Origin of the sequence: Escherichia sp. E4736 (assembly GCF_005781225.1) — a bacterium.
GTDB lineage: Bacteria > Pseudomonadota > Gammaproteobacteria > Enterobacterales > Enterobacteriaceae > Escherichia.
Genome location: NZ_VATT01000001.1, coordinates 14,793 through 38,513, shown reverse-complemented (window position 1 = coordinate 38,513; position 23,721 = coordinate 14,793). Strand labels below are relative to the sequence as shown.

Genomic DNA, 23,721 nt, shown 5'->3' with positions numbered 1-23,721 from the left:
GGTTGGCACGTCTGCGCGCATACTCCATAGACGCTGAGTTTTGCCTTCACCTGACTTATTCGTGATCGACGCGACACTTTTCTCAATCCCTTATCTAAAAATGAAACAATGTTTTATTTTTGATTGAAAAGCGCACTGTGCAGGCATATCATCCTTTAAAGAATAAAACGAAACGATGTTTCACAATCGTTGTAATTTTACAGTTCAATGATTATCGGAGGTTGATGTGGACGTAAGACAGAGCATCCACAGTGCGCATGCAAAAACGCTGGATACACAGGGGCTGCGCAATGAATTTTTGGTTGAAAAGGTATTCGTCGCGGATGAGTACACGATGGTTTACAGCCACATTGACCGCATTATTGTTGGCGGCATTATGCCGGTAGCAAAAACGGTTTCTGTTGGCGGGGAAGTTGGAAAACAACTGGGCGTGAGCTACTTCCTGGAGCGTCGCGAGCTGGGCGTTATTAATATTGGCGGCGCTGGTACGATTACCGTCGATGGTCAATGCTACGAAATCGGTCACCGCGACGCTCTCTATGTTGGCAAAGGTGCAAAAGAAGTGGTCTTTGCCAGCATTGATAGTGCCACTCCGGCGAAGTTTTATTACAACTGCGCACCTGCTCATACGACGTATCCCACTAAAAAAGTGACCCCGGCTGAAGTCGCTCCGGTTACGCTGGGCGATAACATCACCAGTAATCGTCGCACAATTAACAAATATTTTGTGCCAGATGTGCTGGAAACCTGCCAGTTGAGCATGGGGCTAACGGAGCTGGCTCCGGGAAACCTGTGGAATACCATGCCATGCCACACCCACGAGCGTCGGATGGAAGTTTACTTCTATTTCAACATGGATGATGACGCCTGCGTTTTCCACATGATGGGGCAACCGCAAGAAACGCGTCACATTGTGATGCATAACGAGCAGGCAGTCATTTCCCCGAGTTGGTCTATCCACTCCGGCGTAGGGACCAAAGCTTATACCTTTATCTGGGGCATGGTCGGTGAAAACCAGGTCTTCGATGATATGGACCACGTTGCCGTTAAAGACCTGCGCTAGTTGCGGGCAAAATGAATAAGGTATTATCATGATTTTAAAAGAATTTTCTCTTGATGGTAAAGTCGCGGTAGTCACTGGCTGTGACACTGGACTGGGGCAGGGGATGGCGCTGGGACTGGCGCAAGCGGGCTGTGATATCGTCGGCATTAATATCGTTGAACCGACAGAAACCATTGAACAGGTCACGGCGCTGGGGCGTCGCTTTTTAAGCCTGAACGCCGATCTACGTCAGATTGATGGCATTCCTGCACTGCTGGATCGTGCAGTAGCAGAGTTCGGCCATATTGATATCCTGGTCAATAACGCCGGATTGATTCGCCGTGAAGATGCACTCGATTTCAGTGAAAAAGACTGGGACGATGTGATGAACCTGAACATCAAAAGTGTATTCTTCATGTCTCAGGCGGCGGCGAAACACTTCATCGCACAGGGCAACGGTGGCAAGATTATCAATATCGCGTCCATGCTCTCATTCCAGGGCGGGATCCGCGTACCTTCGTATACTGCATCAAAAAGCGGCGTGATGGGCGTGACCCGTCTGATGGCGAACGAATGGGCAAAACATAACATCAACGTTAATGCGATTGCTCCGGGCTATATGGCGACCAACAATACCCAACAACTGCGGGCTGATGAACAGCGTAGTGCGGAAATTCTTGACCGCATCCCGGCAGGGCGTTGGGGATTGCCGAGCGATCTGATGGGGCCGGTGGTATTCCTTGCCTCGAGTGCTTCAGACTATGTGAATGGTTATACCATCGCCGTAGATGGCGGCTGGCTGGCGCGTTAAGTTATTCAATTCACTTTTATGGCCCTGCCGTATGGCAGGGTTTTTTATACCTGCAGATCATCATAATCCATATCTCGGTTATGAAATAATCCATATCAATTATCAATTAATAAATTTTATGAGTTTTATCTGCTTTAAAATTATATAGTTAATAATAACGTCAATAATTTTACTTAATTTGAAAATTGGAATATCCATCACATAACCGCATGTCGTAGCAATTTAATCCATATTTATGCTAATTCCGACCTGACACCTGTATGAGTTGTTCACGTATTTTTTCACTATGTCTTATTCTCTGCTGGCAGGAAAAAATGGTGACTATCAATACGGAATCTGCTTTAACGCCGCGTCCTCTGCGAGATACGCGTCGTATGAATATGTTTGTTTCGGTAGCTGCTGCGGTCGCAGGATTGTTATTTGGTCTTGATATCGGGGTTATCGCCGGAGCGTTGCCGTTCATTACCGATCACTTTGTGCTAACCAGTCGATTACAGGAATGGGTGGTCAGTAGCATGATGCTCGGCGCGGCAATTGGTGCACTGTTCAATGGTTGGCTGTCGTTCCGCCTGGGGCGCAAATACAGTTTGATGGCAGGGGCCATCCTGTTTGTGCTCGGTTCGATAGGGTCGGCTTTTGCGACCAGCGTAGAAATGTTAATCGCCGCTCGTGTGGTGCTTGGTATTGCCGTGGGGATTGCCTCTTATACAGCTCCACTGTACCTCTCTGAAATGGCGAGTGAAAACGTACGTGGCAAGATGATCAGTATGTACCAGTTGATGGTAACGCTGGGCATCGTGCTGGCGTTTTTATCCGACACGGCATTCAGCTATAGCGGTAACTGGCGTGCAATGTTAGGTGTTCTTGCCTTACCGGCAGTCCTGCTGATTATTCTGGTTGTTTTCCTGCCAAATAGCCCGCGCTGGCTGGCGGAGAAAGGGCGTCATATCGAGGCGGAAGAAGTGCTGCGTATGCTGCGCGATACATCAGAAAAAGCGCGAGAAGAACTTAACGAAATTCGTGAAAGCCTGAAATTAAAACAGGGCGGTTGGGCGCTGTTTAAAATCAACCGTAACGTACGTCGTGCGGTATTCCTCGGTATGTTGTTGCAGGCGATGCAACAATTTACCGGTATGAACATCATCATGTACTACGCGCCGCGCATCTTCAAAATGGCGGGCTTTACGACGACCGAACAGCAGATGATTGCGACTCTGGTCGTGGGGCTAACCTTTATGTTTGCTACTTTTATTGCGGTGTTTACGGTAGATAAAGCCGGGCGTAAGCCGGCACTGAAAATTGGTTTCAGCGTGATGGCGTTAGGCACTCTGGTGCTGGGCTATTGCCTGATGCAGTTTGATAACGGTACGGCTTCCAGTGGTTTGTCCTGGCTCTCTGTTGGCATGACGATGATGTGTATTGCCGGTTATGCGATGAGCGCCGCGCCAGTGGTGTGGATCCTGTGCTCTGAAATTCAGCCGCTGAAATGCCGCGATTTTGGTATTACCTGTTCGACCACCACGAACTGGGTGTCGAACATGATTATCGGCGCGACCTTCCTGACTCTGCTCGACAGCATTGGTGCTGCCGGTACGTTCTGGCTCTACACCGCGCTGAACATTGCGTTTGTGGGCATTACCTTCTGGCTCATTCCGGAAACCAAGAATGTCACGCTGGAGCATATCGAACGCAAACTGATGGCAGGCGAGAAATTGAGAAATATCGGCATCTGATGTCTCTGGCCGGATGTGCTGTACATCCGGCCTTTTTTTCGCTAATAGAGATCAGGCGCCAGGCCGTTGAGTTCCTTATTCAGCCTTGCTGCATTAACTTACAAGTCAGGAGAAAGGAATGAAAACAATTGGTCTGCTAGGGGGTATGAGCTGGGAATCCACTATTCCTTACTATCGTCTGATAAATGAAGGCATTAAACAGCGACTTGGTGGGCTTCACTCGGCGCAAGTGCTACTACATAGCGTTGATTTTCATGAAATAGAAGAGTGTCAACGTCGCGGGGAGTGGGACAAAGCAGGAGAAATTCTGGCTGAAGCGGCGCTTGGCTTACAGCGGGCGGGGGCTGAAGGCATTGTGTTATGTACCAATACGATGCACAAAGTAGCGGATGCTATCGAATCCCGTTGTTCACTGCCTTTCTTACATATTGCGGATGCCACTGGACGTGCAATTACCCGTGCCGGAATGACTTGTGTGGCGCTGCTGGGGACACGCTACACCATGGAACAGGATTTTTATCGTGGGCGACTGGCGGAGCAATTTTCCATCGACTGTCTGATCCCTGAAGCGGATGAAAGGGCGAAAATTAATCAGATTATTTTTGAAGAACTGTGTCTGGGGCATTTTAGCGAAACATCACGCACTTATTATGCGCAAGTGATTGCTCGCCTCGCAGAACAGGGCGCGCAGGGCGTCATTTTTGGCTGTACGGAAATTGGTTTACTGGTGCCAGAAGAGCGCAGTGTTCTGCCTGTGTTTGATACTGCGGCTATTCATGCCGAGGATGCAGTAGCCTTTATGCTGTCGTAATTCACTACAAAATAGCTTCAAGAGCGGCAACCAGTTTTGGTAAACCGGTTTGTAAATGCTTGCTGAATGCCTGCACCAGTGCTGATGACGGACGATGTAGAGGGCGAATCAGGCTGACGGTGAAGGGAACCGCAATACTAAATCGCCGCACCACTAACCCACTTGCCGCATAATCCAGAGCGGTGAGTGGGTTAACTACCGAAACTCCCGCTCCCGCCCGTACCATCGCGCAAACTGACGCGGCGCTATGGGTTTCTACTATCATGCGTCGTTTAACCTGATTCTCACTAAACAACTGATCCAACAGCTGGCGATAGCTGTCAGTACGGGAAAGGCTGATGTAGTTCTCACCGTGAAAATCTTCCGGTGTTAATACCTTTTTTGCCGCCAGCGGATGGCCCGGCGGTAAAACACACACTTCATCTAAAGACAGTAATTCGGTACGTTCCGTACCCGCAGGCGTATGCAGCGTTTCGGTGAGCCCTAGATCATGACGCTGTGCCGAAAGCCACTCTTCAAGTAGCGGTGATTCCTGCGGGACAATGTTTAAGCTGACTTCAGGATAACGGGCCAGAAACGGTTGTAGCAGCGGCGGCAAAAAAGACTGCGAAAAGACCGGCAGGCAGGCAATAGACAGTTCTCCCTGGCGAAACTCGCGCAGACTTTCGGCGGCGCTGACGATGCGATCCAGCCCGTACCAGGAGCGCTGCACTTCTTCAAACAGACGCAGCCCTTGAACGGTAGGGTGTAATCGACCGCGTACGCGTTCAAACAGTTTCAACCCGATCACCTTTTCAAAGCGCGCCAGTTCGCGGCTGACGGTTGGCTGTGAAGTATGCAGCAGTTGTGCCGCCTCAGTCAGGCTGCCGGCGGTCATAACCGCATGAAAAATTTCAATATGACGTAAGTTAACGGCGGCCATTAGCATTCTCTCACAATCCGGTAATCCATATCATTTTTGCATAGACTCGACATAAATCGATATTTTTTATTCTTTTTATGATGTGGCGTAATCATAAAAAAGCACTTATCTGGAGTTTGTTATGCCACATTCACTGTTCAGCACCGATACCGATCTCACCGCCGAAAATCTACTGCGTTTGCCCTCAGAATTTGGCTGCCCGGTGTGGGTTTACGATGCGCAAATTATTCGTCGGCAGATTGCAGCGCTGAAACAGTTTGATGTGGTGCGATTCGCGCAGAAAGCCTGTTCCAATATTCATATTTTGCGCTTAATGCGTGAGCAGGGTGTGAAAGTAGATTCCGTCTCATTGGGTGAAATCGAGCGTGCGCTGGCGGCGGGATATAATCCGCAAACGCATCCCGATGACATCGTCTTTACCGCGGATGTTATCGATCAGGCAACGCTTGAGCGCGTCAGTGAATTGCAAATTCCGGTGAATGCGGGGTCTGTTGATATGCTCGATCAACTGGGTCAGGTTTCGCCAGGACATCGGGTATGGCTGCGCGTTAACCCGGGGTTTGGTCACGGACACAGCCAAAAAACCAATACCGGTGGCGAAAACAGCAAGCACGGCATCTGGTATACCGATCTTCCGGCCGCGCTGGAAGTCATACAACGTCATCATATGCAATTGGTTGGCATTCACATGCACATCGGTTCTGGTGTTGATTATGCGCATCTGGAGCAGGTGTGTGGCGCGATGGTGCATCAGGTCATCGAATTCGGTCAGGATTTACAGGCTATTTCTGCGGGGGGCGGGCTTTCTGTTCCGTATCAGCAGGGAGAAGAGGCGGTTGATACTGAACATTATTATGGTCTGTGGCATGCCGCGCGTGAGCAAATCGCCCGCCATCTCGGTCACCCAGTGAAACTGGAAATCGAACCGGGCCGCTTCCTGGTAGCGCAGTCTGGTGTGTTAATTACCCAGGTGCGGAGCGTCAAACAAATGGGGAGTCGCCACTTTGTGCTGGTTGACGCTGGATTTAACGATCTGATGCGCCCGGCAATGTATGGCAGTTATCACCATATTAGCGCGCTGGCGGCTGATGGTCGCTCTCTTGAACATGCGCCAACGGTGGAAACCGTTGTCGCAGGACCATTATGTGAATCGGGCGATGTCTTTACCCAGCAGGAAGGGGGGAATGTTGAAACCCGTGCTTTACCGGAAGTGAAGGCTGGCGATTATCTGGTGCTGCATGATACCGGCGCATATGGTGCGTCAATGTCATCTAACTACAATAGTCGCCCACTGTTGCCAGAAGTTCTGTTTGATAATGGTCAGGCGCGGTTGATTCGCCGCCGCCAGACCATTGAGGAATTACTGGCGCTCGAGTTGCTTTAATCGCGGCTAGTCGCTGGCTGCGTTATGACTTGCATCCAGCGACGGTGTTGAAACTGAATGGCGACGTACCAGCGTAGGACTAAAAACGTTGGTGATTTCTGGCAGTGGGCGATTATCCGCCAGCGCCAATGCCAGTTCTGCAGCCTGGGTCGCCATTGTCACTATTGGGTAACGGACCGTGGTCAGCCGTGGGCGTACATAACGTGACACCAGCACATCATCAAAACCAATCAGCGAAATTTCACCTGGTACATCAATCCCATTGTCATTGAGCACGCCCATCGCGCCTGCCGCCATTGAGTCGTTATAACAAGCCACGGCGGTGAAATTTCTGCCTCTTCCCAACAGTTCTGTCATCGCCTGTTCGCCACCGCTTTCGTCCGGTTCGCCGAAAGTCACCAGCCGATCATTAGCCGGAATACCGCTTTCGGCAAGGGCATCGTAATACCCTCGCAGACGATCTTCGGCATCAGAAATAGAGTGGTTAGAGCAGAGATAACCAATGCGTGTATGACCTTGCTGAATTAAATGGCGCGTCGCCAGCCAGGCACCGTAGCGATCGTCCAGAGCGATACAACGACTCTCAAAACCCGGAAGGATCCGGTTGATTAACACCATGCCGGGTATTTGCTTCATCAATGAGGACAAATCGGCATCCGGGATCATTTTGGCATGGACGACCAGCGCGGCGCAGCGATGGCGAATCAACTGCTCAATGGCCTGGCGTTCTTTTTGTTCGTTGTGGTAACCGTTGCCAATTAATAAGAAATTACCGGTATGGTAAGCCACCTGTTCGACCGCTTTCACCATTGCACCGAAAAACGGATCGGAAACATCACCAACGACCAGGCCAACCGTTTCAGTGGTCTGTTGCGCCAACGCGCGGGCGTTAGCGTTCGGGTGATAACTCAGAGATTCCATTGCGCTATGCACAGCCAGACGAGAAGCTTCGCTGGCTTTTGGAGAGTTATTAATGACGCGGGAAACGGTGGCGACTGAAACGCCTGCCAGTCGGGCTACATCCTTAATGGTCGCCATGAAAATACCTTTGTGGGTAAACGCTTACATTCTGCCAGTGTTACGGAAAACGCCCGTTGGTTCAAGGGGCGTTGTGATTTCAGCGTGGGAAGTGTGCGCGAAACGAGAATAAGTAAGGAAAAAAAGAGATTGCAAACCTTTGGTTACACTTTGCGAAACGCTGTTGCGATTGACTGCTGGTGGCATTTGTCTACAGGTTGATAAAGTGGTGATCCCAGAGGTATTGATAGGTGAAGTCAACTTCGGGTTGAGCACATGAATTACACCAGCCTGCGCAGATGCGCAGGTTTTTTTTGCCTGTCGCAAATCTGTAACAGTAACCGACAATTTACACACCTCGTTGCATTTCCCTTCATTCCTTTGCTTTTTCTCGCTGGCGAAGCGTCGTCGTGCGGACCACAATCAAGATCCCAGAGGTATTGATTGGTGAGATTATTCGGTACGCTCTTCGTACCCTGTCTCTTGCACCAACCTGCGCGGATGCGCAGGTTTTTTTTCGCACCGACTTTACTGTCGCTCGAGCTCTTCATCTCGTGTAATCTCACCGCATTCGCATTTAATGAATAATGAGCAAAGGGAGTTGAAATGCTTTTTAGCTTTTTTCGAAATTTGTGCCTTGCTCTGTACCGCGTTCGCGTGACAGGTGACACCCAGGCGCTGAAGGGAGAGCGCGTTCTTATCACGCCCAATCACGTCTCTTTTATTGATGGCATTCTGCTGGCGCTATTTTTACCCGTTCGCCCGGTGTTTGCTGTTTACACCTCCATCAGCCAGCAGTGGTATATGCGTTGGTTGAAATCATTTATCGACTTCGTTCCTCTCGATCCGACACAGCCGATGGCAATCAAACATCTGGTTCGTTTGGTGGAACAAGGCCGTCCGGTCGTGATTTTCCCGGAGGGGCGCATCACGACCACCGGTTCGCTGATGAAAATTTACGATGGCGCCGGTTTTGTGGCGGCGAAGTCAGGCGCGACGGTTATTCCGGTGCGAATTGAAGGGGCGGAGCTTACGCATTTCAGTCGCCTGAAAGGTCTGGTTAAACGGCGCTTGTTCCCGCAAATTCATCTGCATATTTTGCCTCCCACGCAGGTGCCGATGCCAGATGCGCCGCGCGCCCGTGACCGCCGTAAAATCGCGGGGGAAATGCTGCACCAAATTATGATGGAAGCGCGTATGGCGGTACGCCCACGTGAAACGCTGTACGAATCACTACTGAGCGCAATGTACCGTTTTGGGGCCAGGAAAAAGTGTGTCGAAGACGTCAACTTTACCCCAGATACCTATCGCAAGTTGCTCACTAACACACTGTTTGTTGGTCGCATCCTCGAAAAATATAGCGTTGAAGGGGAAAGAATCGGCTTAATGCTGCCCAATGCAGGCATCAGTGCGGCAGTGATTTTTGGGGCCATCGCCCGTCGCCGTATTCCGGCAATGATGAACTACACCGCCGGGGTAAAAGGGCTGACCAGCGCCATTACGGCGGCTGAAATCAAAACTATCTTCACTTCTCGCCAGTTCCTCGACAAAGGCAAACTCTGGCATCTGCCGGAGCAGCTGACTCAGGTACGCTGGGTGTATCTGGAAGATTTAAAAGCGGATGTCACCACTGCCGACAAAGTGTGGATCTTCGCCCATCTGTTGATGCCGCGTCTGGCACAGGTAAAACAGCAACCAGAAGAAGAGGCGCTGATCCTCTTTACCTCCGGTTCTGAAGGCCATCCGAAAGGCGTCGTCCATAGCCATAAAAGCATTCTGGCGAACGTCGAGCAGATTAAAACGATTGCCGATTTCACCACCAACGATCGCTTTATGTCGGCGTTACCGTTGTTTCACTCCTTTGGTTTAACTGTTGGCTTGTTTACGCCCCTGCTGACGGGCGCTGAAGTCTTCCTTTACCCCAGTCCATTGCATTACCGCATTGTGCCTGAACTGGTGTACGACCGCAGTTGTACGGTGCTTTTCGGTACTTCGACCTTCCTTGGTCATTACGCGCGCTTCGCCAACCCGTATGACTTCTATCGTCTACGCTATGTGGTGGCTGGCGCGGAGAAACTACAAGAAAGCACCAAACGACTTTGGCAGGATAAATTTGGCCTGCGTATTCTTGAAGGCTACGGCGTGACTGAATGCGCGCCAGTGGTGTCCATCAACGTACCGATGGCAGCGAAACCCGGCACCGTCGGGCGTATTTTGCCGGGTATGGATGCACGTCTGCTGGCGGTTCCGGGTATTGAAGAAGGTGGTCGCCTGCAACTAAAAGGGCCGAACATAATGAACGGCTACCTGCGGGTGGAGAAACCAGGCGTGCTGGAAGTGCCAACGGCTGAGAACATACTCGGTGAGATGGAGCGCGGCTGGTATGACACTGGCGATATCGTGCGTTTTGATGAACAGGGATTTGTGCAGATTCAGGGGCGGGCAAAACGCTTCGCCAAAATTGCCGGAGAGATGGTTTCACTGGAAATGGTGGAACAACTGGCACTTGGTGTTTCTCCAGATAAAGTCCATGCCACCGCGATTAAGAGCGACGCCAGTAAAGGCGAGGCGCTGGTATTGTTCACTACAGACAGCGAACTGACGCGCGATAAACTACAGCAATACGCCCGCGAGCACGGCGTACCGGAACTTGCCGTACCGCGTGACATTCGCTATCTGAAGCAGATGCCATTACTGGGCAGCGGCAAGCCTGACTTTGTCACGTTGAAAAGTTGGGTAGACGAAGCGGAAAAACACGATGAGTGAGTCAGTGCACACTAACACTTCGCTATGGTCGAAGGGAATGAAAGCAGTTATTGCCGCGCAGTTTCTCTCTGCGTTTGGCGATAACGCGCTGCTGTTTGCCACTCTGGCGCTACTGAAAGCCCAGTTCTACCCGGACTGGAGTCAGCCAATCCTGCAAATGGTGTTTGTGGGCGCTTACATTCTTTTTGCGCCATTTGTCGGTCAGGTGGCGGATAGCTTTGCGAAAGGCCGGGTAATGATGTTTGCCAACGGCCTTAAGTTGCTGGGGGCTGCCAGTATCTGTTTTGGCATTAATCCGTTTCTCGGTTATACGCTGGTGGGCGTCGGTGCAGCGGCTTATTCTCCGGCGAAATACGGTATTCTTGGCGAGTTAACAACCGGTAATCAGTTAGTGAAGGCTAACGGCTTGATGGAAGCCTCCACTATTGCGGCGATTTTGCTCGGCTCCGTAGCCGGTGGCGTGCTGGCGGACTGGCATGTTCTTGCCGCGCTAGCGGCCTGTGCGCTGGCTTATGCTGGCGCGGTAGCGGCAAATCTCTACATTCCAAAACTGGCGGCGGCGCGTCCGGGACAGTCGTGGAATCTTATCAACATGGCCCGCAGCTTTATCTCTGCTTGCGCCGTATTATGGCACAACGGTGAAACACGATTTTCGCTGGTGGGAACCAGTTTATTCTGGGGCGCGGGTGTCACGTTGCGTTTTCTGTTGGTGCTGTGGGTGCCGGTGGCGCTGGGCATTACCGATAACGCGACCCCGACCTACCTCAACGCGATGGTAGCGATTGGCATCGTGGTGGGTGCGGGGGCGGCAGCAAAACTGGTCACCCTGGAAACCGTATCACGCTGCATGCCAGCCGGCATTTTGATTGGCGTGGTGGTGCTGATTTTCTCCCTGCAACACGAACTTCTGCCAGCCTATGCCTTGTTGATGTTGATTGGCGTACTTGGAGGCTTTTTTGTGGTACCGCTCAATGCATTATTACAGGAGCGAGGCAAAAAAAGCGTCGGGGCGGGGAATGCGATTGCAGTACAGAATCTCGGCGAAAACAGCGCCATGCTGCTGATGTTGGGAATTTACTCGCTGGCAGTAATGGTAGGCATCCCAGTCGTGCCCATAGGCATTGGCTTTGGTGCGCTGTTTGCGCTGGCAATAACGGCGCTGTGGATCTGGCAACGCCGTCATTAATCTTTTGCCAGATGGCACATTCAGCCATCTGGCGAAGGTCACATTCCCGAAGGGTGCATACCTTTCGGATACTTCACGCTGTAAGAGAATGGCAGACTCACGTTCTCTTTGCCTGACAGTTTCAGCGTCCAGGTCAGTTCACCCGTTTTTGCATCAAACTGCGCCTGCCCGTACTGCATTTTTTCTACCGTAATATCACTATTAGCACTGACTGGGATCTGGTCGAGCAGAGTAATATCCACCGCTTCGCCGTAGCTGTTCTTCACATTAAGGGTGTAACTGAAGTTACGTATTGCGCTGTCATTAAAGATAGATAACGCATTCTCTTTTTTGAGTGCGGCTTTACGCTGAATAATCAACTTAGGATCGCGGTTAAGCTGAATATCCAGCGACTTGCCATCTTCCGGCGGCTGTAAATAACCCACGCCGGTACGGTTATTGCCAAAGAAGATCTGACTTTCGCCGGGGATTAAATTTAACTGTTCCCACTCTTTAATTTGCACCTGGAGCCAGGCGTCATTACTGATCTTTGGAATAGCAAAGAAGCGATATTTACCGTTGACCGACTCTTCCTTAATGACCACCGTGCGCGCGGTATTATCGCTGTCGATTTGCCACGGTAGCGAAAGTGCATAGCGAACATTTTGCGCGGTAAAACTTTCTGGTTGCGGTGAAACGGGCGCTGCCGATGCCGCATACATGCGCCCGGCTCGTTGCTCCCTTGTTTTTTGCATCTCTGCCCCCAGGGCTTTCTGCAATTCTGAGGCATCCTGGTCAGACGAATTTTCCGAACGCTGTTTCATCACAGGTGATTCTGAAAGCGAGCCGTTTACACCTCCATACTCCGGAACATCCACATACTGGGGTTCCAGTTGCGGCAAGGTGAGGTGAGTATCAGGTTCATTGGTCGAGAGCACGAGATTAACGTTTTTCCATGTAAGCCCGGTGTACTGGCGAATATTAGCCTTGTAAACCAGACGCAGCGGCTGGTTTATGGCCGTGGCGTGAATATCATAGAGCGGCGTCCATGTAGCATCAGGAGTCATATAACGCACCACCGCTTTCGCAGTGACGGCTTTTGGGACATATACCTTAGCGATGATAACCTGCGGATCATTGGCTGCTTCTGAATCGCCGTTACTCATGCTCTCGCGTTGCTCCAGCTTTTCAATTTCCAGCTGGTTATCAGCAAGTTTCTGCGTCAGTTCATTGTCAACACGTAATAGCTCACCATTTTTCTCTTTCACCATCTGCAGATACTTGCCAACTTCGGCGGCACTTTTATTTGTTAATGTGCTATTTGCCTCTAATACCTTAATTTGAGCCGCGATATTGTCTTTCTCGGCGGTCAGTTTTGCCTGTTCCTGTCTGGCAGCTTTTAACTGTTGCTGAATATCTGACGGCAGCGTATTCGGTTGTGTTCCCTGTAACTCAATACGTGAGGAAAGCACAGTCACTCCGTTATCGATAGAGATGGCGATGCTGTCGTCGGTTACCGAATTGGCGATATTAGTGAAGATAATTTCGCTTTCTCCGGCTGGTAAATTAAGTGTCTCTTCACCTTGCAGGCTGGCACCATGCAGATAAACCGTGACGTCTTTCAGCGTTAACGGTTGGGTTAATTGCGCACCCCAAACGGAAGAAACGCAACCGACAAACAGCATAGCGAGAGGAAGTGGTCTTAGAATCAACATGGTTATCCTTAACAAGCATTGAAACGCGCGCTGGCGTTGACCGAAAGAGTCTATTGCGCTTTGTCAGGAGAGAGGCGGCGAAAAGTAGTGAATATATTCTGAAAAAGTTGTGACAAGAGATGCCTGGCGCAGAACGCCAGGCGGAAGATTTAAGGTGCCGGATAAGTATAAACCTGATGCACTGCTTCAATTTCTGACAACACGTCTTCGCTTAACTCCAGATGCAAACTTTCGACGTTAGTTTTCAGCTGTTCCATCGTTGTTGCGCCCAGCAGAGTGCTGGCAACAAACGGTTGACGACGCACAAAGGCCAGCGCCATCTGAGCAGGATCCAGACCATGACGTTTGGCGATATCAACATACGCCGCGACGGCTTTTTGCGTTTGCTCACCGCTGTAGCGAGTGAAGCGGCTAAAGAGTGTATTGCGCGCGCCAGCCGGTTTTGCGCCGTTGAGATATTTCCCGCTCAACGTGCCAAATCCCAGACACGAATAAGCCAGTAACTCGACGCCTTCATATTGGCTGACTTCCGCCAGACCCACTTCAAAGCTGCGATTTAACAAGCTGTAGGGGTTTTGAATGGTGACGATACGCGGCAGGTCGTGTTTATCCGCGAGATGTAAATAGCGCATTACGCCAAATGCGGTTTCATTCGACACGCCGATATAACGAATTTTCCCCGCGCGTTGGTACTCTGCCAGTGCGTCCAGCGTATCCAGCAGAGAGACCGCGGGTGCGGAATCAGTCCAGCTATAACCGAGCTTGCCAAAGCAATTGGTCGGGCGCTGTGGCCAGTGCACCTGATAGAGATCGAGATAATCAGTCTGCAGACGCTTGAGGCTGTCATGCAGAGCTTCGCGGATATTCTTCCTGTCCAGCGCCTGATCCGGGCGGATCCCCTTGTCATTATTACGCGACGGTCCGCTCACTTTGGAGGCGATAATTAACTTTTCGCGGTTGCCATGTTTTGCCAGCCAGTTACCGACATAGGTCTCGGTTAACCCCTGAGTTTCGGGGCGTGGCGGTACCGGGTACATCTCGGCAACGTCGATAAGGTTAATGCCCTGAGCAACGGCATAGTCGAGTTGTGCATGGGCGTCGGCTTCGCTGTTCTGTTCACCAAACGTCATCGTGCCAAGCCCCAGCGTGCTGACTTCCAGCGAGCTGTGGGGTATACGGTGATATTGCATAGCCGTTTCCTTTTTATAATCACGACATAAGGAATATAAAAATGGCAGAGGGAAGGGAAAAGGGAAAGAGAAAAATCTTAAGGCCAGCCGGATGCTGACCTTATTTTTTAACGTTCAATAATTTGCGAAACATCATCACGGTTTATTTGCATCGCGTTACCTTGCTGATCGTGATAACTCACCAGCCCGGTGTCATCATCAATTTCCGGTTTTCCATCTGTCAAAATCATACGGCCATCTTTGGTCGCCATGACGTAATCACTGGAACAGCCGGAAACGGCAAATGCCAGTCCGACTGCAGAAATTAATACTGCCCATTTTTTCATCCGGTCATCCTCACCTATTTTGCCCATTAATGATAATAGACTGTTTATAATCTGACGTTATACATCATGAAAGCAGGAAAATCTTAAACTGTGAGGAGGAGAGCTGGCCGAACGCTCTCCCGCAGGAGAGCGAACGGAATATCAGAGCGGATTCTTTTTGTTGCGAATCAGGTTGAGGCTTTCAACCGCAATAGAGAAGAACATCGCGAAGTAGATGTAACCTTTCGGTACGTGGATATCGAAACTTTCCAGAATCAGGGTAAAGCCCACCAGAATCAGGAAAGAGAGCGCCAGCATTTTTACCGAAGGGTGGCGTTCGACAAAATCACCAATTGAGCGCGCGGCGAACATCATCACGCCTACGGCAATTACCACTGCTGCCATCATTATGAATAAGTGATCTGACAGGCCCACAGCGGTAATCACCGAGTCGAGGCTGAAAATAATATCCAGCAGCATAATCTGCACGATAGCGCCGAGGAATGATGAAACGCGAGTTTTCAACCCTTCTTCTTCGCCTTCAATGGATTCGTGGATTTCCTTGCTGGCTTTCCAGATAAGGAACAGACCGCCGAGTAACAAAATTAAATCGCGAGCGGAAATTTCCTGACTGAATATTGTAAAAAGCGGATTCGTCAGACGTGTGACCCAGGCAATAGACGCCAGCAGCGCCAGACGCATGACCATCGCCGCTGCCAAACCCAGACGCCGCGCGTGGCCACGTTGTGCTGTAGGTAGTTTTGCCACCACCAGCGAGAGGAAAATAATATTATCGATCCCAAGAACGATCTCCAGCAGCGTCAGCGTACCGAGCGCAAGCCAGGCGTTAGGATCGGTTACCCATGCAAATAACATCAAACAAAGCCCTGCCAAAAAAATGAAGCGGTAATTATATGCCCGGAATGCGGCAGGTCAAAGCGATGGGTGCTGGATCAAAAAATGACGAGCCAATAGCGCACTGGTGAAATTCTTCTTTAAATAAAAGCCGCGTGGCAGTGTCAGAATCGGTTCACCCTGGGCGCCAATGGCTTCGGTGAGCGCTTTCGCATTCGCCGCTTTAGGTCTTATCTGTAAATATTCCCCGTGACGAGCGGTAATTCTTTCAACCTGACCAAGAACAATCATATCCATCAATTCTTCCCAGTCTTCGCGTAACTGCCGTTCCTCTTCGTCATTTGGACTCCACAGTAATGGTGACCCTACGCGCCGCTGCGCCAGAGGAATACTGCGCTCGCCTTCTACAGGTATCCACAGCACGCGTTTTAACTTGTGACGTACATGGCTGGTTTCCCAGGTGACGCCGCTATTGCCGGTTAAAGGCGCCACGCAAACGAAAGTGGTTTCCAGAGGACGGCCAAGGCTATCCACAGGAATCGTTTTTAGCTCTACGCCCAGGGCCGCAAAATCTTGTTCAGGTTTACTGCCCGCGCTGGCGCCAAGCCAAATTTCCAGCAACACGCCTATCCAGCCTTTATCGCGCTTTAAATTCTCCGGTGCAACCAGCCCGGCAAGTGCCGCCAGCTCACCCAATGTGTAACCGGAAAGTTGCTGTGCTTGCGCAAATAACTGCGCTTCAGTTTCTGGTGGAGAGAGCAATGGGCGAGGCTGGAGCATGGTGTTATACCTTGATTAAAAATTGAGCAGTAATTTTATACCGGATATACCAAGTGTAACTTTTTCCACGCGTGTTATTCAATTGCATGATTTATATTGCTTTTTAGGTTTCAGATAACCACGTTGCGCAACGTATGTGGAGGTTTTCCAAATCTGGTCACTGAAAATAAACAGGATCTTACACCATGTTATCCACAGAAAGCTGGGATAACTGTGAAAAACCCTCACTACTGTTTCCATTTACAGCCTTGACGTGCGACGAAACTCCAATTTTTAGTGATGCGGTGCTTAACTTATTGGCACATTCTGTGGATAAATACGACATTGGTTGATCTTTCACCACCTCGTATACAGTGAGTGTGATACAGGTCACGATTTTACCTGTTTGGTAGCGATTTAAGCACCTAGTTCATTGATTAGTAACTATTATTTTGTAATGCCTGAATCAGGGTTGTTCAGAATGCTCTGGGTTTTCCCGCAGTAATTCCGTACTTCTTCACAACTCTATCCACAGAAAAGGTGAATAAAAACGGTGATGTTCCCCCTCTGCTGTTTATAACTCTGCACTTAACTGTGAGTTATTCAATTGTTATTAGTGTGTAATGCCTTGCAGAGAGTGGTTTACCGCCTTCCAGGAGTATGAAACAATCATTCGCATATAAAGTTTTATTTTGAGGTAGTCCGGTGATTGATGACGATGGCTACCGCCCAAACGTAGGTATCGTGATTTGTAATCGTCAGGGGCAAGTAATGTGGGCCCGTCGATTTGGTCAGCACTCCTGGCAATTTCCGCAAGGCGGAATTAACCCCGGAGAATCCGCAGAACAGGCGATGTACCGTGAATTGTTTGAAGAAGTAGGATTAAGCCGCAAAGACGTTCGAATCCTTGCTTCAACGCGTAACTGGTTGCGCTACAAATTACCAAAACGTTTGGTGCGTTGGGACACGAAGCCGGTGTGTATCGGCCAAAAACAAAAATGGTTTCTCTTGCAGCTGGTGAGCGGCGATGCGGAAATCAATATGCAAACCAGCAGTACACCAGAGTTTGACGGCTGGCGTTGGGTAAGTTACTGGTATCCGGTCAGACAGGTGGTGTCATTTAAACGTGATGTCTACCGCAGGGTAATGAAAGAGTTTGCGAGTGTTGTGATGGCGCTACAGGACAATACGCCTAAACCACAAAACGCATCTACTTATCGACGTAAAAGAGGTTAAGTCACGCCAATTATGCTCACTCGCCTGCGCGAAATAGTCGAAAAGGTAGCCAGTGCTCCCCGCCTTAACGAGGCGTTGAATATTCTGGTTACCGACATCTGTCTTGCGATGGATACCGAAGTCTGTTCGGTCTACCTGGCCGATCACGACCGACGTTGTTACTACCTGATGGCGACTCGGGGGCTGAAAAAACCGCGAGGTCGCACCGTAACGCTCGCGTTTGATGAAGGGATCGTCGGCCTGGTTGGCAGGCTGGCGGAACCGATAAACCTTGCGGATGCGCAAAAACACCCCAGCTTCAAATATGTCCCCTCCGTTAAAGAAGAGCGTTTCCGTGCTTTCTTAGGCGTTCCGATTATTCAGCGTCGCCAATTGCTTGGCGTGCTGGTGGTGCAGCAACGAGAGCTACGCCAGTACGATGAAAGCGAAGAATCCTTTCTGGTGACGCTCGCCACCCAGATGGCGGCCATTCTTTCCCAGTCGCAGTTGACTGCCTTATTCGGACAATATCGCCAGACGCGAATCCGCGCATTACCGGCTGCACCCGGCGTGGCGATTGCCGAAGGTTGGCAGGATGCCACTTTACCCTTAATGGAACAGGTGTATCAGGCATCAACGCTGGATCCAGCGCTGGAACGTGAGCGCCTGACCGGAGCGCTGGAAGAGGCAGCTAACGAATTTCGTCGTTACAGCAAACGCTTTGCTGCCGGGGCGCAGAAAGAAACTGCGGCCATTTTCGATCTTTACTCGCACCTGCTTTCCGACACCCGTCTGCGCCGCGAACTGTTTGCCGAGGTGGATAAAGGCTCGGTCGCAGAGTGGGCTGTGAAAACGGTCATTGAAAAATTTGCTGAACAGTTTGCCGCGCTAAGTGATAACTATCTCAAAGAGCGCGCTGGCGATTTACGCGCGCTGGGCCAGCGGTTGCTGTTTCACCTTGATGATGCAAATCAGGGGCCGAACGCCTGGCCGGAACGTTTCATTCTGGTGGCAGATGAATTGTCGGCGACGACCCTTGCGGAGTTGCCCCAGGATCGCTTAGTCGGCGTCGTCGTACGCGATGGTGCGGCCAACTCCCATGCGGCGATTATGGTGCGCGCGCTGGGTATTCCTACCGTGATGGGGGCGGACATTCAACCTTCAGTGCTGCATCATCGGACGCTGATTGTTGATGGTTATCGCGGGGAATTACTGGTCGACCCGGAACCGGTGTTGCTACAAGAATACCAACGGCTAATTAGCGAAGAAAATGAGCTAAGCCGGCTGGCGGAAGATGACGTCAATTTACCCGCACAGTTAAAAAGCGGTGAGCGCATTAAAGTCATGCTTAATGCGGGTTTAAGCCCGGAACATGAAGAAAAACTGGGCAGTCGCATTGATGGTATCGGCCTTTATCGCACTGAAATTCCTTTCATGTTGCAAAGCGGTTTCCCGTCGGAAGAAGAGCAGGTGGCGCAATATCAGGGCATGTTGCAAATGTTCAATGATAAGCCTGTCACGCTGCGCACGCTGGATGTTGGTGCTGATAAGCAACTTCCTTACATGCCTATCAGCGAAGAGAATCCATGTCTGGGTTGGCGTGGGATCCGCATTACGCTCGATCAGCCGGAGATCTTTTTGATCCAGGTGCGGGCGATGCTGCGTGCTAATGCAGCAACGGGCAACCTGAACATCTTATTGCCGATGGTCACAAGCCTCGATGAAGTTGACGAAGCACGCCGCCTGATTGAACGTGCCGGACGTGAAGTCGAGGAGATGATCGGCTATGCGATCCCGAAACCGCGCATCGGTATCATGCTGGAAGTGCCATCGATGGTGTTTATGTTGCCTCACCTGGTAAACCGGGTCGATTTTATCTCTGTTGGCACCAACGATCTGACTCAATACATTCTGGCTGTTGATCGTAACAACACGCGAGTTGCGAACATTTATGACAGCCTGCATCCTGCGATGTTACGTGCGCTGGCAATGATCGCCCGGGAAGCGGAAACGCAAGGGATAGATCTCCGTTTGTGTGGCGAAATGGCGGGAGATCCTATGTGCGTAGCAATCCTCATTGGGCTTGGGTATCGCCATCTGTCTATGAACGGGCGTTCTGTCGCGCGCGTAAAATATTTGCTGCGGCGCATTGATTTTGCCGAAGCGGAAAACCTTGCGCAGCGCAGCCTGGAAGCACAACTGGCGACTGAAGTTCGTCATCAGGTTGCGGCATTTATGGAGCGTCGCGGCATGGGCGGGCTGATTCGCGGGGGGCTATAGCGCGGATCGTATACATATCTTTTAACGGTATCCGGCAACCAGCCTGGTCCCCTTGTGCTATTATTCGCACCTTTGGAGCGCCTGGAACCTGCGGCGCGCATTTCAATCGCTGTTCTCTTTCAGCGAAATAACAAGAACTTGTGGTGACAGATGACCAGTAGCTATCTGCATTTTCCGGAATTCGATCCGGTCATTTTCTCAATAGGACCCGTTGCGCTTCACTGGTACGGCCTGATGTATTTGGTAGGTTTCATTTTTGCGATGTGGCTGGCAACACGTCGGGCGAACCGTCCGGGGAGCGGCTGGACCAAAAATGAAGTTGAAAACTTACTCTATGCGGGTTTCCTTGGCGTTTTCCTTGGCGGACGTATTGGGTATGTTCTGTTCTACAATTTCCCGCAGTTTATGGCCGATCCGCTGTATCTGTTCCGTGTCTGGGACGGCGGCATGTCCTTCCACGGCGGCCTGATTGGCGTGATTGTGGTGATGATTATCTTCGCCCGCCGCACCAAACGTTCCTTCTTCCAGGTCTCTGATTTTATCGCACCGCTTATTCCGTTTGGTCTTGGCGCCGGGCGTCTGGGCAACTTTATTAACGGTGAATTGTGGGGCCGCGTTGACCCGAACTTCCCGTTTGCCATGCTGTTCCCGGGTTCCCGTACCGAAGATATTCTGTTGCTGCAAAACAATCCGCAGTGGCAGTCCATTTTTGATACTTACGGCGTGCTGCCTCGCCACCCGTCACAGTTGTACGAACTGCTGCTGGAAGGTGTGGTGCTGTTTATTATCCTCAACTTGTATATTCGTAAACCGCGCCCGATGGGGGCCGTGTCTGGCTTGTTCCTGATTGGCTACGGCGCGTTTCGCATCATTGTTGAGTTTTTCCGCCAGCCCGACGCGCAGTTTACCGGTGCCTGGGTGCAGTACATCAGCATGGGGCAAATTCTTTCCATCCCGATGATCGTCGCGGGTGTGATCATGATGGTCTGGGCATATCGTCGCAGCCCACAGCAACACGTTTCCTGAGGAACCATGAAACAGTATTTAGAACTGATGCAAAAAGTGCTCGACGAAGGCACACAGAAAAACGACCGTACCGGAACCGGAACGCTTTCCATTTTTGGTCATCAGATGCGTTTTAACCTGCAGGATGGATTCCCGCTGGTGACAACCAAACGTTGCCACCTGCGTTCCATCATCCACGAACTATTGTGGTTCCTGCAGGGCGACACCAACATTGCTTATCTGCACGAAAACAATGTCACCATCTGGGACGAATGGGCTGATGAAAACGGTGACCTCGGCCCGGTATATGGCAAACAGTGGCGCGCCTGGCCAACGCCGGATGGACGTCATATTGACCAGATAACCACAGTGCTGAACCAGTTGAAAAACGACCCGGATTCCCGCCGCATTATTGTTTCGGCGTGGAACGTGGGGGAACTGGATAAAATGGCACTGGCTCCATGCCATGCGTTCTTCCAGTTCTATGTCGCAGACGGCAAACTCTCTTGCCAGCTTTATCAACGCTCCTGTGACGTCTTCCTGGGGCTGCCGTTTAACATTGCCAGCTATGCGTTACTGGTGCATATGATGGCGCAGCAGTGCGATCTTGAAGTGGGTGATTTTGTCTGGACCGGTGGCGACACGCACCTGTACAGCAACCATATGGATCAAACCCATCTGCAATTAAGCCGCGAACCGCGTCCGCTGCCGAAGCTGATTATTAAACGTAAACCCGAATCCATCTTCGACTACCGTTTCGAAGACTTTGAGATTGAAGGCTACGATCCGCATCCGGGCATTAAAGCGCCGGTGGCTATCTAATTACGAAACATCCTGCCAGAGCCGACGCCAGTGTGCGTCGGTTTTTTTTATCCTCCGTTAAATTCTTCGAGACGCCTTCCCGAAATTTTGCAACGCCCTGCAACAGGGTAAATAGTCCGGAAGACGGGCCGAAGAAATAGAAACTGGCACTCGTCTTTTTTTCTCCGCGCCGCATACTGCCGGCATGAAAAAACAACGTGGTTATACGCTGATTGAAACACTGGTCGCGATGCTGATTTTGGTCATGCTAAGTGCAAGTGGACTCTATGGCTGGCAGTACTGGCAGCAGTCGCAACGGTTATGGCAAACCGCCAGCCAGGCGCGAGACTATTTGCTCTATTTACGTGAGGATGCCAATTGGCATAACCGCGACCACAGTATCAGTGTCATCAGGGAGGGAACGTCATGGTGTCTTGCGAGTGCCGCCGCTGGGGCGAATACCTGTCATGGCAGTTCACCGCTGGTCTTTGTGCCTCGCTGGCCCGAAGTCGAAATGAGCGACCTGACACCTTCGCTCACTTTCTTTGGCCTACGCAATACTGCATGGGCCGGACATATTCGCTTCAAAAATTCAGCGGGCGAGTGGTGGTTGGTCGTTTCGCCATGGGGAAGGCTCCGGCTTTGTCAGCAAGGAGAAACAGAAGGATGCTTATAAAAGAGCAAGGTTTTTCTCTGCTGGAAGTGCTGATTGCTATGGCAATCAGCAGCGTACTGCTGCTGGGAGCTGCGCGATTTCTGCCCGCATTACAGCGTGAAAGTTTGATTGCTACTCGCAAGCTGGCGCTGGAAGATGAAATCTGGCTGCGGGTATTTACAGTCGCGAAACATCTCCAGAGAGCAGGTTATTGTCATGGAACCTGTCCCGGTGAAGGTCTGAAAATTGTTGGGCAGGGTGACTGTATCATTGTGCAGTGGGATGCGAACAGTAACGGTATCTGGGAGCATGAGCCGGGAAAAGAATCCGACCAGATTGGATTTCGGCTAAAAGACAATGTCCTGGAAACGCTACGCGGCACGACATCCTGTGAAGGTAAGGGCTGGGATAAATTGACCAATCCAGATGCCGTCGTTATCGACACTTTTCAGGTTACCCGACAGGATAACAGCGGTTTCCCGCCGGTGCTGACGGTTAATATGCACGCTGCCAGCAAGGCTGATCCACAAACCGTGGTACTAGCCAGCTATAGCGTGACAGGATTCAACCTGTGAACCGCGAAAAGGGTGTTTCATCGCTGGCACTGGTCCTGATGCTGCTGGTTTTGGGCAGCTTGCTGCTACAAGGAATGAGCCAGCAGGATCGTAGTTTTGCCTCTCGCGTGACTATGGAAAGCCAGTCATTACGCCGTCAGGCCATTGTGCAGTCGGCGCTTGAGTGGGGGAAAATGCATGCCTGGCAGGTACAGCAAGCTGTTCAGTGTTCGCAATATGCCGCAACGGGTGCTCGAGCTTGCCTGCGAAGACTTGCGGATAATAAAGCCTTGCTAATAGCCGGTTATGAAGACGTTTCATTATGGCGAATGGGGGAAGCCATCGATGGGAATATCGTATTTTCGCCACATGGCTGGAGTGATTTTTGTCCGCTGAAAGAGGAGGCGTTATGTCAGCTTCCCTGAAGAATCAGCAAGGTTTTAGCCTGCCGGAGGTGATGTTGGCGATGGTACTGATGGTGATGATTGTCACTGCGTTATCTGGTTACCAGCGAACATTAAGCACCAGTCTTGCCAGCAGAAACCAGTACCAGCAGCTCTGGCGGCACGCCTGGCAGCAAGCACAACTGCGCGCGATTTCGCCACCTGCAAACTGGCAGGTCAACCGAATGCAGACATCGCAGGCGGGATGTGTCAGCATCAGCGTTACGCTATTTTCACCCGGGGGCAGAGAAGGCGAGATGACCCGCCTGCATTGCCCGAATCGTCAGTAGTCA

23 protein-coding genes are annotated in these 23,721 nt (G+C 51.0%); 16 read left to right on the top strand and 7 right to left on the bottom strand.

Annotation, left to right across the window (positions count from 1 at the left end; genetic code table 11):
• Positions 1-226 precede the first annotated feature (226 nt).
• From kduI to ygeA, 4 genes are all read left to right on the top strand, one after another.
• A complete protein-coding gene (gene kduI / locus FEK46_RS00145; protein ID WP_130207764.1) occupies positions 227-1,063 on the top strand; it encodes a 5-dehydro-4-deoxy-D-glucuronate isomerase in 837 nt (278 codons plus the stop codon).
• 28 nt (positions 1,064-1,091) lie between these two features.
• Positions 1,092-1,853 (top strand): 2-dehydro-3-deoxy-D-gluconate 5-dehydrogenase KduD, encoded by a 762-nt coding sequence (gene kduD / locus FEK46_RS00140; RefSeq protein ID WP_130207762.1) that lies wholly within the window; start codon positions 1,092-1,094, stop codon positions 1,851-1,853.
• A gap of 314 nt (positions 1,854-2,167) precedes the next feature.
• Entirely contained in the window at positions 2,168-3,586 is a 1,419-nt protein-coding gene (gene araE, locus FEK46_RS00135) for an arabinose-proton symporter AraE (protein WP_130207760.1), read from the top strand.
• A gap of 118 nt (positions 3,587-3,704) precedes the next feature.
• Positions 3,705-4,397 (top strand): amino acid racemase, encoded by a 693-nt coding sequence (gene ygeA / locus FEK46_RS00130; RefSeq protein WP_135559258.1) that lies wholly within the window; start codon positions 3,705-3,707, stop codon positions 4,395-4,397.
• 4 nt (positions 4,398-4,401) lie between these two features.
• Here ygeA and lysR read toward each other — a convergent pair whose 3' ends face one another.
• Entirely contained in the window at positions 4,402-5,319 is a 918-nt protein-coding gene (gene lysR, locus FEK46_RS00125; protein ID WP_130217894.1) for a DNA-binding transcriptional regulator LysR, read from the bottom strand.
• Between the two features lie 121 nt (positions 5,320-5,440).
• Between lysR and lysA the strand changes: the two genes are divergently transcribed.
• The gene (gene lysA / locus FEK46_RS00120) at positions 5,441-6,703 is read left to right on the top strand and encodes a diaminopimelate decarboxylase (protein WP_130221485.1); all 1,263 of its coding nucleotides are present in this window, start codon (positions 5,441-5,443) and stop codon (positions 6,701-6,703) included.
• Between the two features lie 6 nt (positions 6,704-6,709).
• Here the strand turns inward: lysA and galR are convergent, their stop codons facing one another.
• Positions 6,710-7,741, bottom strand: a complete 1,032-nt coding sequence (gene galR / locus FEK46_RS00115) for an HTH-type transcriptional regulator GalR (RefSeq protein WP_130207752.1) — start codon at positions 7,739-7,741, stop codon at positions 6,710-6,712.
• Between the two features lie 585 nt (positions 7,742-8,326).
• Here galR and aas point away from each other — a divergent pair.
• Both aas and lplT read left to right on the top strand, forming a co-directional pair.
• Complete coding sequence (gene aas / locus FEK46_RS00110; RefSeq protein ID WP_135559259.1) at positions 8,327-10,486, top strand: bifunctional acyl-ACP--phospholipid O-acyltransferase/long-chain-fatty-acid--ACP ligase; 2,160 nt, start codon at positions 8,327-8,329, stop codon at positions 10,484-10,486.
• Positions 10,479-11,672, top strand: a complete 1,194-nt coding sequence (gene lplT, locus FEK46_RS00105) for a lysophospholipid transporter LplT (protein WP_130221486.1) — start codon at positions 10,479-10,481, stop codon at positions 11,670-11,672. Before aas ends, lplT begins: the two co-directional genes overlap by 8 nt.
• 38 nt (positions 11,673-11,710) lie before the next feature.
• Here the strand turns inward: lplT and FEK46_RS00100 are convergent, their stop codons facing one another.
• From FEK46_RS00100 to mutH, 5 genes are all read right to left on the bottom strand, one after another.
• Positions 11,711-13,366 (bottom strand): DUF4139 domain-containing protein, encoded by a 1,656-nt coding sequence (locus tag FEK46_RS00100; protein WP_135559260.1) that lies wholly within the window; start codon positions 13,364-13,366, stop codon positions 11,711-11,713.
• A 149-nt stretch (positions 13,367-13,515) separates the two neighbouring features.
• Entirely contained in the window at positions 13,516-14,556 is a 1,041-nt protein-coding gene (locus FEK46_RS00095) for an NADP(H)-dependent aldo-keto reductase (protein ID WP_130207742.1), read from the bottom strand.
• A gap of 107 nt (positions 14,557-14,663) precedes the next feature.
• On the bottom strand, positions 14,664-14,882 hold the full coding sequence (gene ygdR, locus FEK46_RS00090) for a lipoprotein YgdR (protein ID WP_000758660.1): 219 nt from the start codon (positions 14,880-14,882) through the stop codon (positions 14,664-14,666).
• Positions 14,883-15,023: 141 nt separating this feature from the next.
• Positions 15,024-15,737, bottom strand: coding sequence for a TerC family protein (locus FEK46_RS00085; protein WP_064529833.1), 714 nt, complete (start codon positions 15,735-15,737; stop codon positions 15,024-15,026).
• 57 nt (positions 15,738-15,794) lie between these two features.
• Entirely contained in the window at positions 15,795-16,496 is a 702-nt protein-coding gene (mutH, locus tag FEK46_RS00080) for a DNA mismatch repair endonuclease MutH (protein ID WP_130207740.1), read from the bottom strand.
• Between the two features lie 185 nt (positions 16,497-16,681).
• On the opposite strand from mutH, the gene FEK46_RS23890 reads away from it, so the two are divergent.
• The 9 genes from FEK46_RS23890 (at position 16,682) to FEK46_RS00035 (ending at position 23,718) form a co-directional block, all read left to right on the top strand.
• A complete protein-coding gene (locus FEK46_RS23890) occupies positions 16,682-16,828 on the top strand; it encodes a hypothetical protein (protein WP_276319965.1) in 147 nt (48 codons plus the stop codon).
• A gap of 352 nt (positions 16,829-17,180) precedes the next feature.
• Complete coding sequence (gene rppH / locus FEK46_RS00070) at positions 17,181-17,711, top strand: RNA pyrophosphohydrolase (protein WP_130207736.1); 531 nt, start codon at positions 17,181-17,183, stop codon at positions 17,709-17,711.
• 12 nt (positions 17,712-17,723) lie between these two features.
• Positions 17,724-19,970, top strand: coding sequence for a phosphoenolpyruvate--protein phosphotransferase (ptsP, locus tag FEK46_RS00065; protein ID WP_130207734.1), 2,247 nt, complete (start codon positions 17,724-17,726; stop codon positions 19,968-19,970).
• 150 nt (positions 19,971-20,120) lie between these two features.
• The gene (gene lgt / locus FEK46_RS00060; protein ID WP_032239304.1) at positions 20,121-20,996 is read left to right on the top strand and encodes a prolipoprotein diacylglyceryl transferase; all 876 of its coding nucleotides are present in this window, start codon (positions 20,121-20,123) and stop codon (positions 20,994-20,996) included.
• 6 nt (positions 20,997-21,002) lie between these two features.
• On the top strand, positions 21,003-21,797 hold the full coding sequence (gene thyA / locus FEK46_RS00055) for a thymidylate synthase (protein WP_000816232.1): 795 nt from the start codon (positions 21,003-21,005) through the stop codon (positions 21,795-21,797).
• Between the two features lie 184 nt (positions 21,798-21,981).
• The gene (locus tag FEK46_RS00050) at positions 21,982-22,452 is read left to right on the top strand and encodes a prepilin peptidase-dependent protein (RefSeq protein ID WP_130207732.1); all 471 of its coding nucleotides are present in this window, start codon (positions 21,982-21,984) and stop codon (positions 22,450-22,452) included.
• Entirely contained in the window at positions 22,443-23,006 is a 564-nt protein-coding gene (locus FEK46_RS00045) for a prepilin peptidase-dependent protein (RefSeq protein ID WP_135407722.1), read from the top strand. Before FEK46_RS00050 ends, FEK46_RS00045 begins: the two co-directional genes overlap by 10 nt.
• Positions 23,003-23,410: a DUF2509 family protein gene (locus tag FEK46_RS00040; protein ID WP_130259369.1), complete on the top strand. Its 408-nt coding sequence runs from the start codon at positions 23,003-23,005 to the stop codon at positions 23,408-23,410. Before FEK46_RS00045 ends, FEK46_RS00040 begins: the two co-directional genes overlap by 4 nt.
• Positions 23,395-23,718 carry a prepilin-type N-terminal cleavage/methylation domain-containing protein gene (locus FEK46_RS00035; RefSeq protein WP_130207726.1) on the top strand — a complete coding sequence of 108 codons (324 nt, stop codon included), beginning with the start codon at positions 23,395-23,397 and terminating at the stop codon, positions 23,716-23,718. The genes FEK46_RS00040 and FEK46_RS00035 overlap by 16 nt, the downstream gene beginning before the upstream one ends.
• The last annotated feature ends 3 nt before the right edge of the window (positions 23,719-23,721 follow it).

Coding starts and splice junctions, on each gene's coding strand:
- kduD (WP_130207762.1), top strand. CDS start 1,092: ATGATTTTAAAAGAATTTTCTCTTGATGGTAAAGTCGCGGTAGTCACT.
- araE (WP_130207760.1), top strand. CDS start 2,168: ATGGTGACTATCAATACGGAATCTGCTTTAACGCCGCGTCCTCTGCGA.
- ygeA (WP_135559258.1), top strand. CDS start 3,705: ATGAAAACAATTGGTCTGCTAGGGGGTATGAGCTGGGAATCCACTATT.
- lysR (WP_130217894.1), bottom strand. CDS start 5,319: ATGGCCGCCGTTAACTTACGTCATATTGAAATTTTTCATGCGGTTATG.
- lysA (WP_130221485.1), top strand. CDS start 5,441: ATGCCACATTCACTGTTCAGCACCGATACCGATCTCACCGCCGAAAAT.
- galR (WP_130207752.1), bottom strand. CDS start 7,741: ATGGCGACCATTAAGGATGTAGCCCGACTGGCAGGCGTTTCAGTCGCC.
- aas (WP_135559259.1), top strand. CDS start 8,327: ATGCTTTTTAGCTTTTTTCGAAATTTGTGCCTTGCTCTGTACCGCGTT.
- lplT (WP_130221486.1), top strand. CDS start 10,479: ATGAGTGAGTCAGTGCACACTAACACTTCGCTATGGTCGAAGGGAATG.
- FEK46_RS00100 (WP_135559260.1), bottom strand. CDS start 13,366: ATGTTGATTCTAAGACCACTTCCTCTCGCTATGCTGTTTGTCGGTTGC.
- FEK46_RS00095 (WP_130207742.1), bottom strand. CDS start 14,556: ATGCAATATCACCGTATACCCCACAGCTCGCTGGAAGTCAGCACGCTG.
- ygdR (WP_000758660.1), bottom strand. CDS start 14,882: ATGAAAAAATGGGCAGTATTAATTTCTGCAGTCGGACTGGCATTTGCC.
- FEK46_RS00085 (WP_064529833.1), bottom strand. CDS start 15,737: ATGTTATTTGCATGGGTAACCGATCCTAACGCCTGGCTTGCGCTCGGT.
- mutH (WP_130207740.1), bottom strand. CDS start 16,496: ATGCTCCAGCCTCGCCCATTGCTCTCTCCACCAGAAACTGAAGCGCAG.
- FEK46_RS23890 (WP_276319965.1), top strand. CDS start 16,682: ATGTTATCCACAGAAAGCTGGGATAACTGTGAAAAACCCTCACTACTG.
- ptsP (WP_130207734.1), top strand. CDS start 17,724: ATGCTCACTCGCCTGCGCGAAATAGTCGAAAAGGTAGCCAGTGCTCCC.
- lgt (WP_032239304.1), top strand. CDS start 20,121: ATGACCAGTAGCTATCTGCATTTTCCGGAATTCGATCCGGTCATTTTC.
- thyA (WP_000816232.1), top strand. CDS start 21,003: ATGAAACAGTATTTAGAACTGATGCAAAAAGTGCTCGACGAAGGCACA.
- FEK46_RS00050 (WP_130207732.1), top strand. CDS start 21,982: ATGAAAAAACAACGTGGTTATACGCTGATTGAAACACTGGTCGCGATG.
- FEK46_RS00045 (WP_135407722.1), top strand. CDS start 22,443: ATGCTTATAAAAGAGCAAGGTTTTTCTCTGCTGGAAGTGCTGATTGCT.
- FEK46_RS00035 (WP_130207726.1), top strand. CDS start 23,395: ATGTCAGCTTCCCTGAAGAATCAGCAAGGTTTTAGCCTGCCGGAGGTG.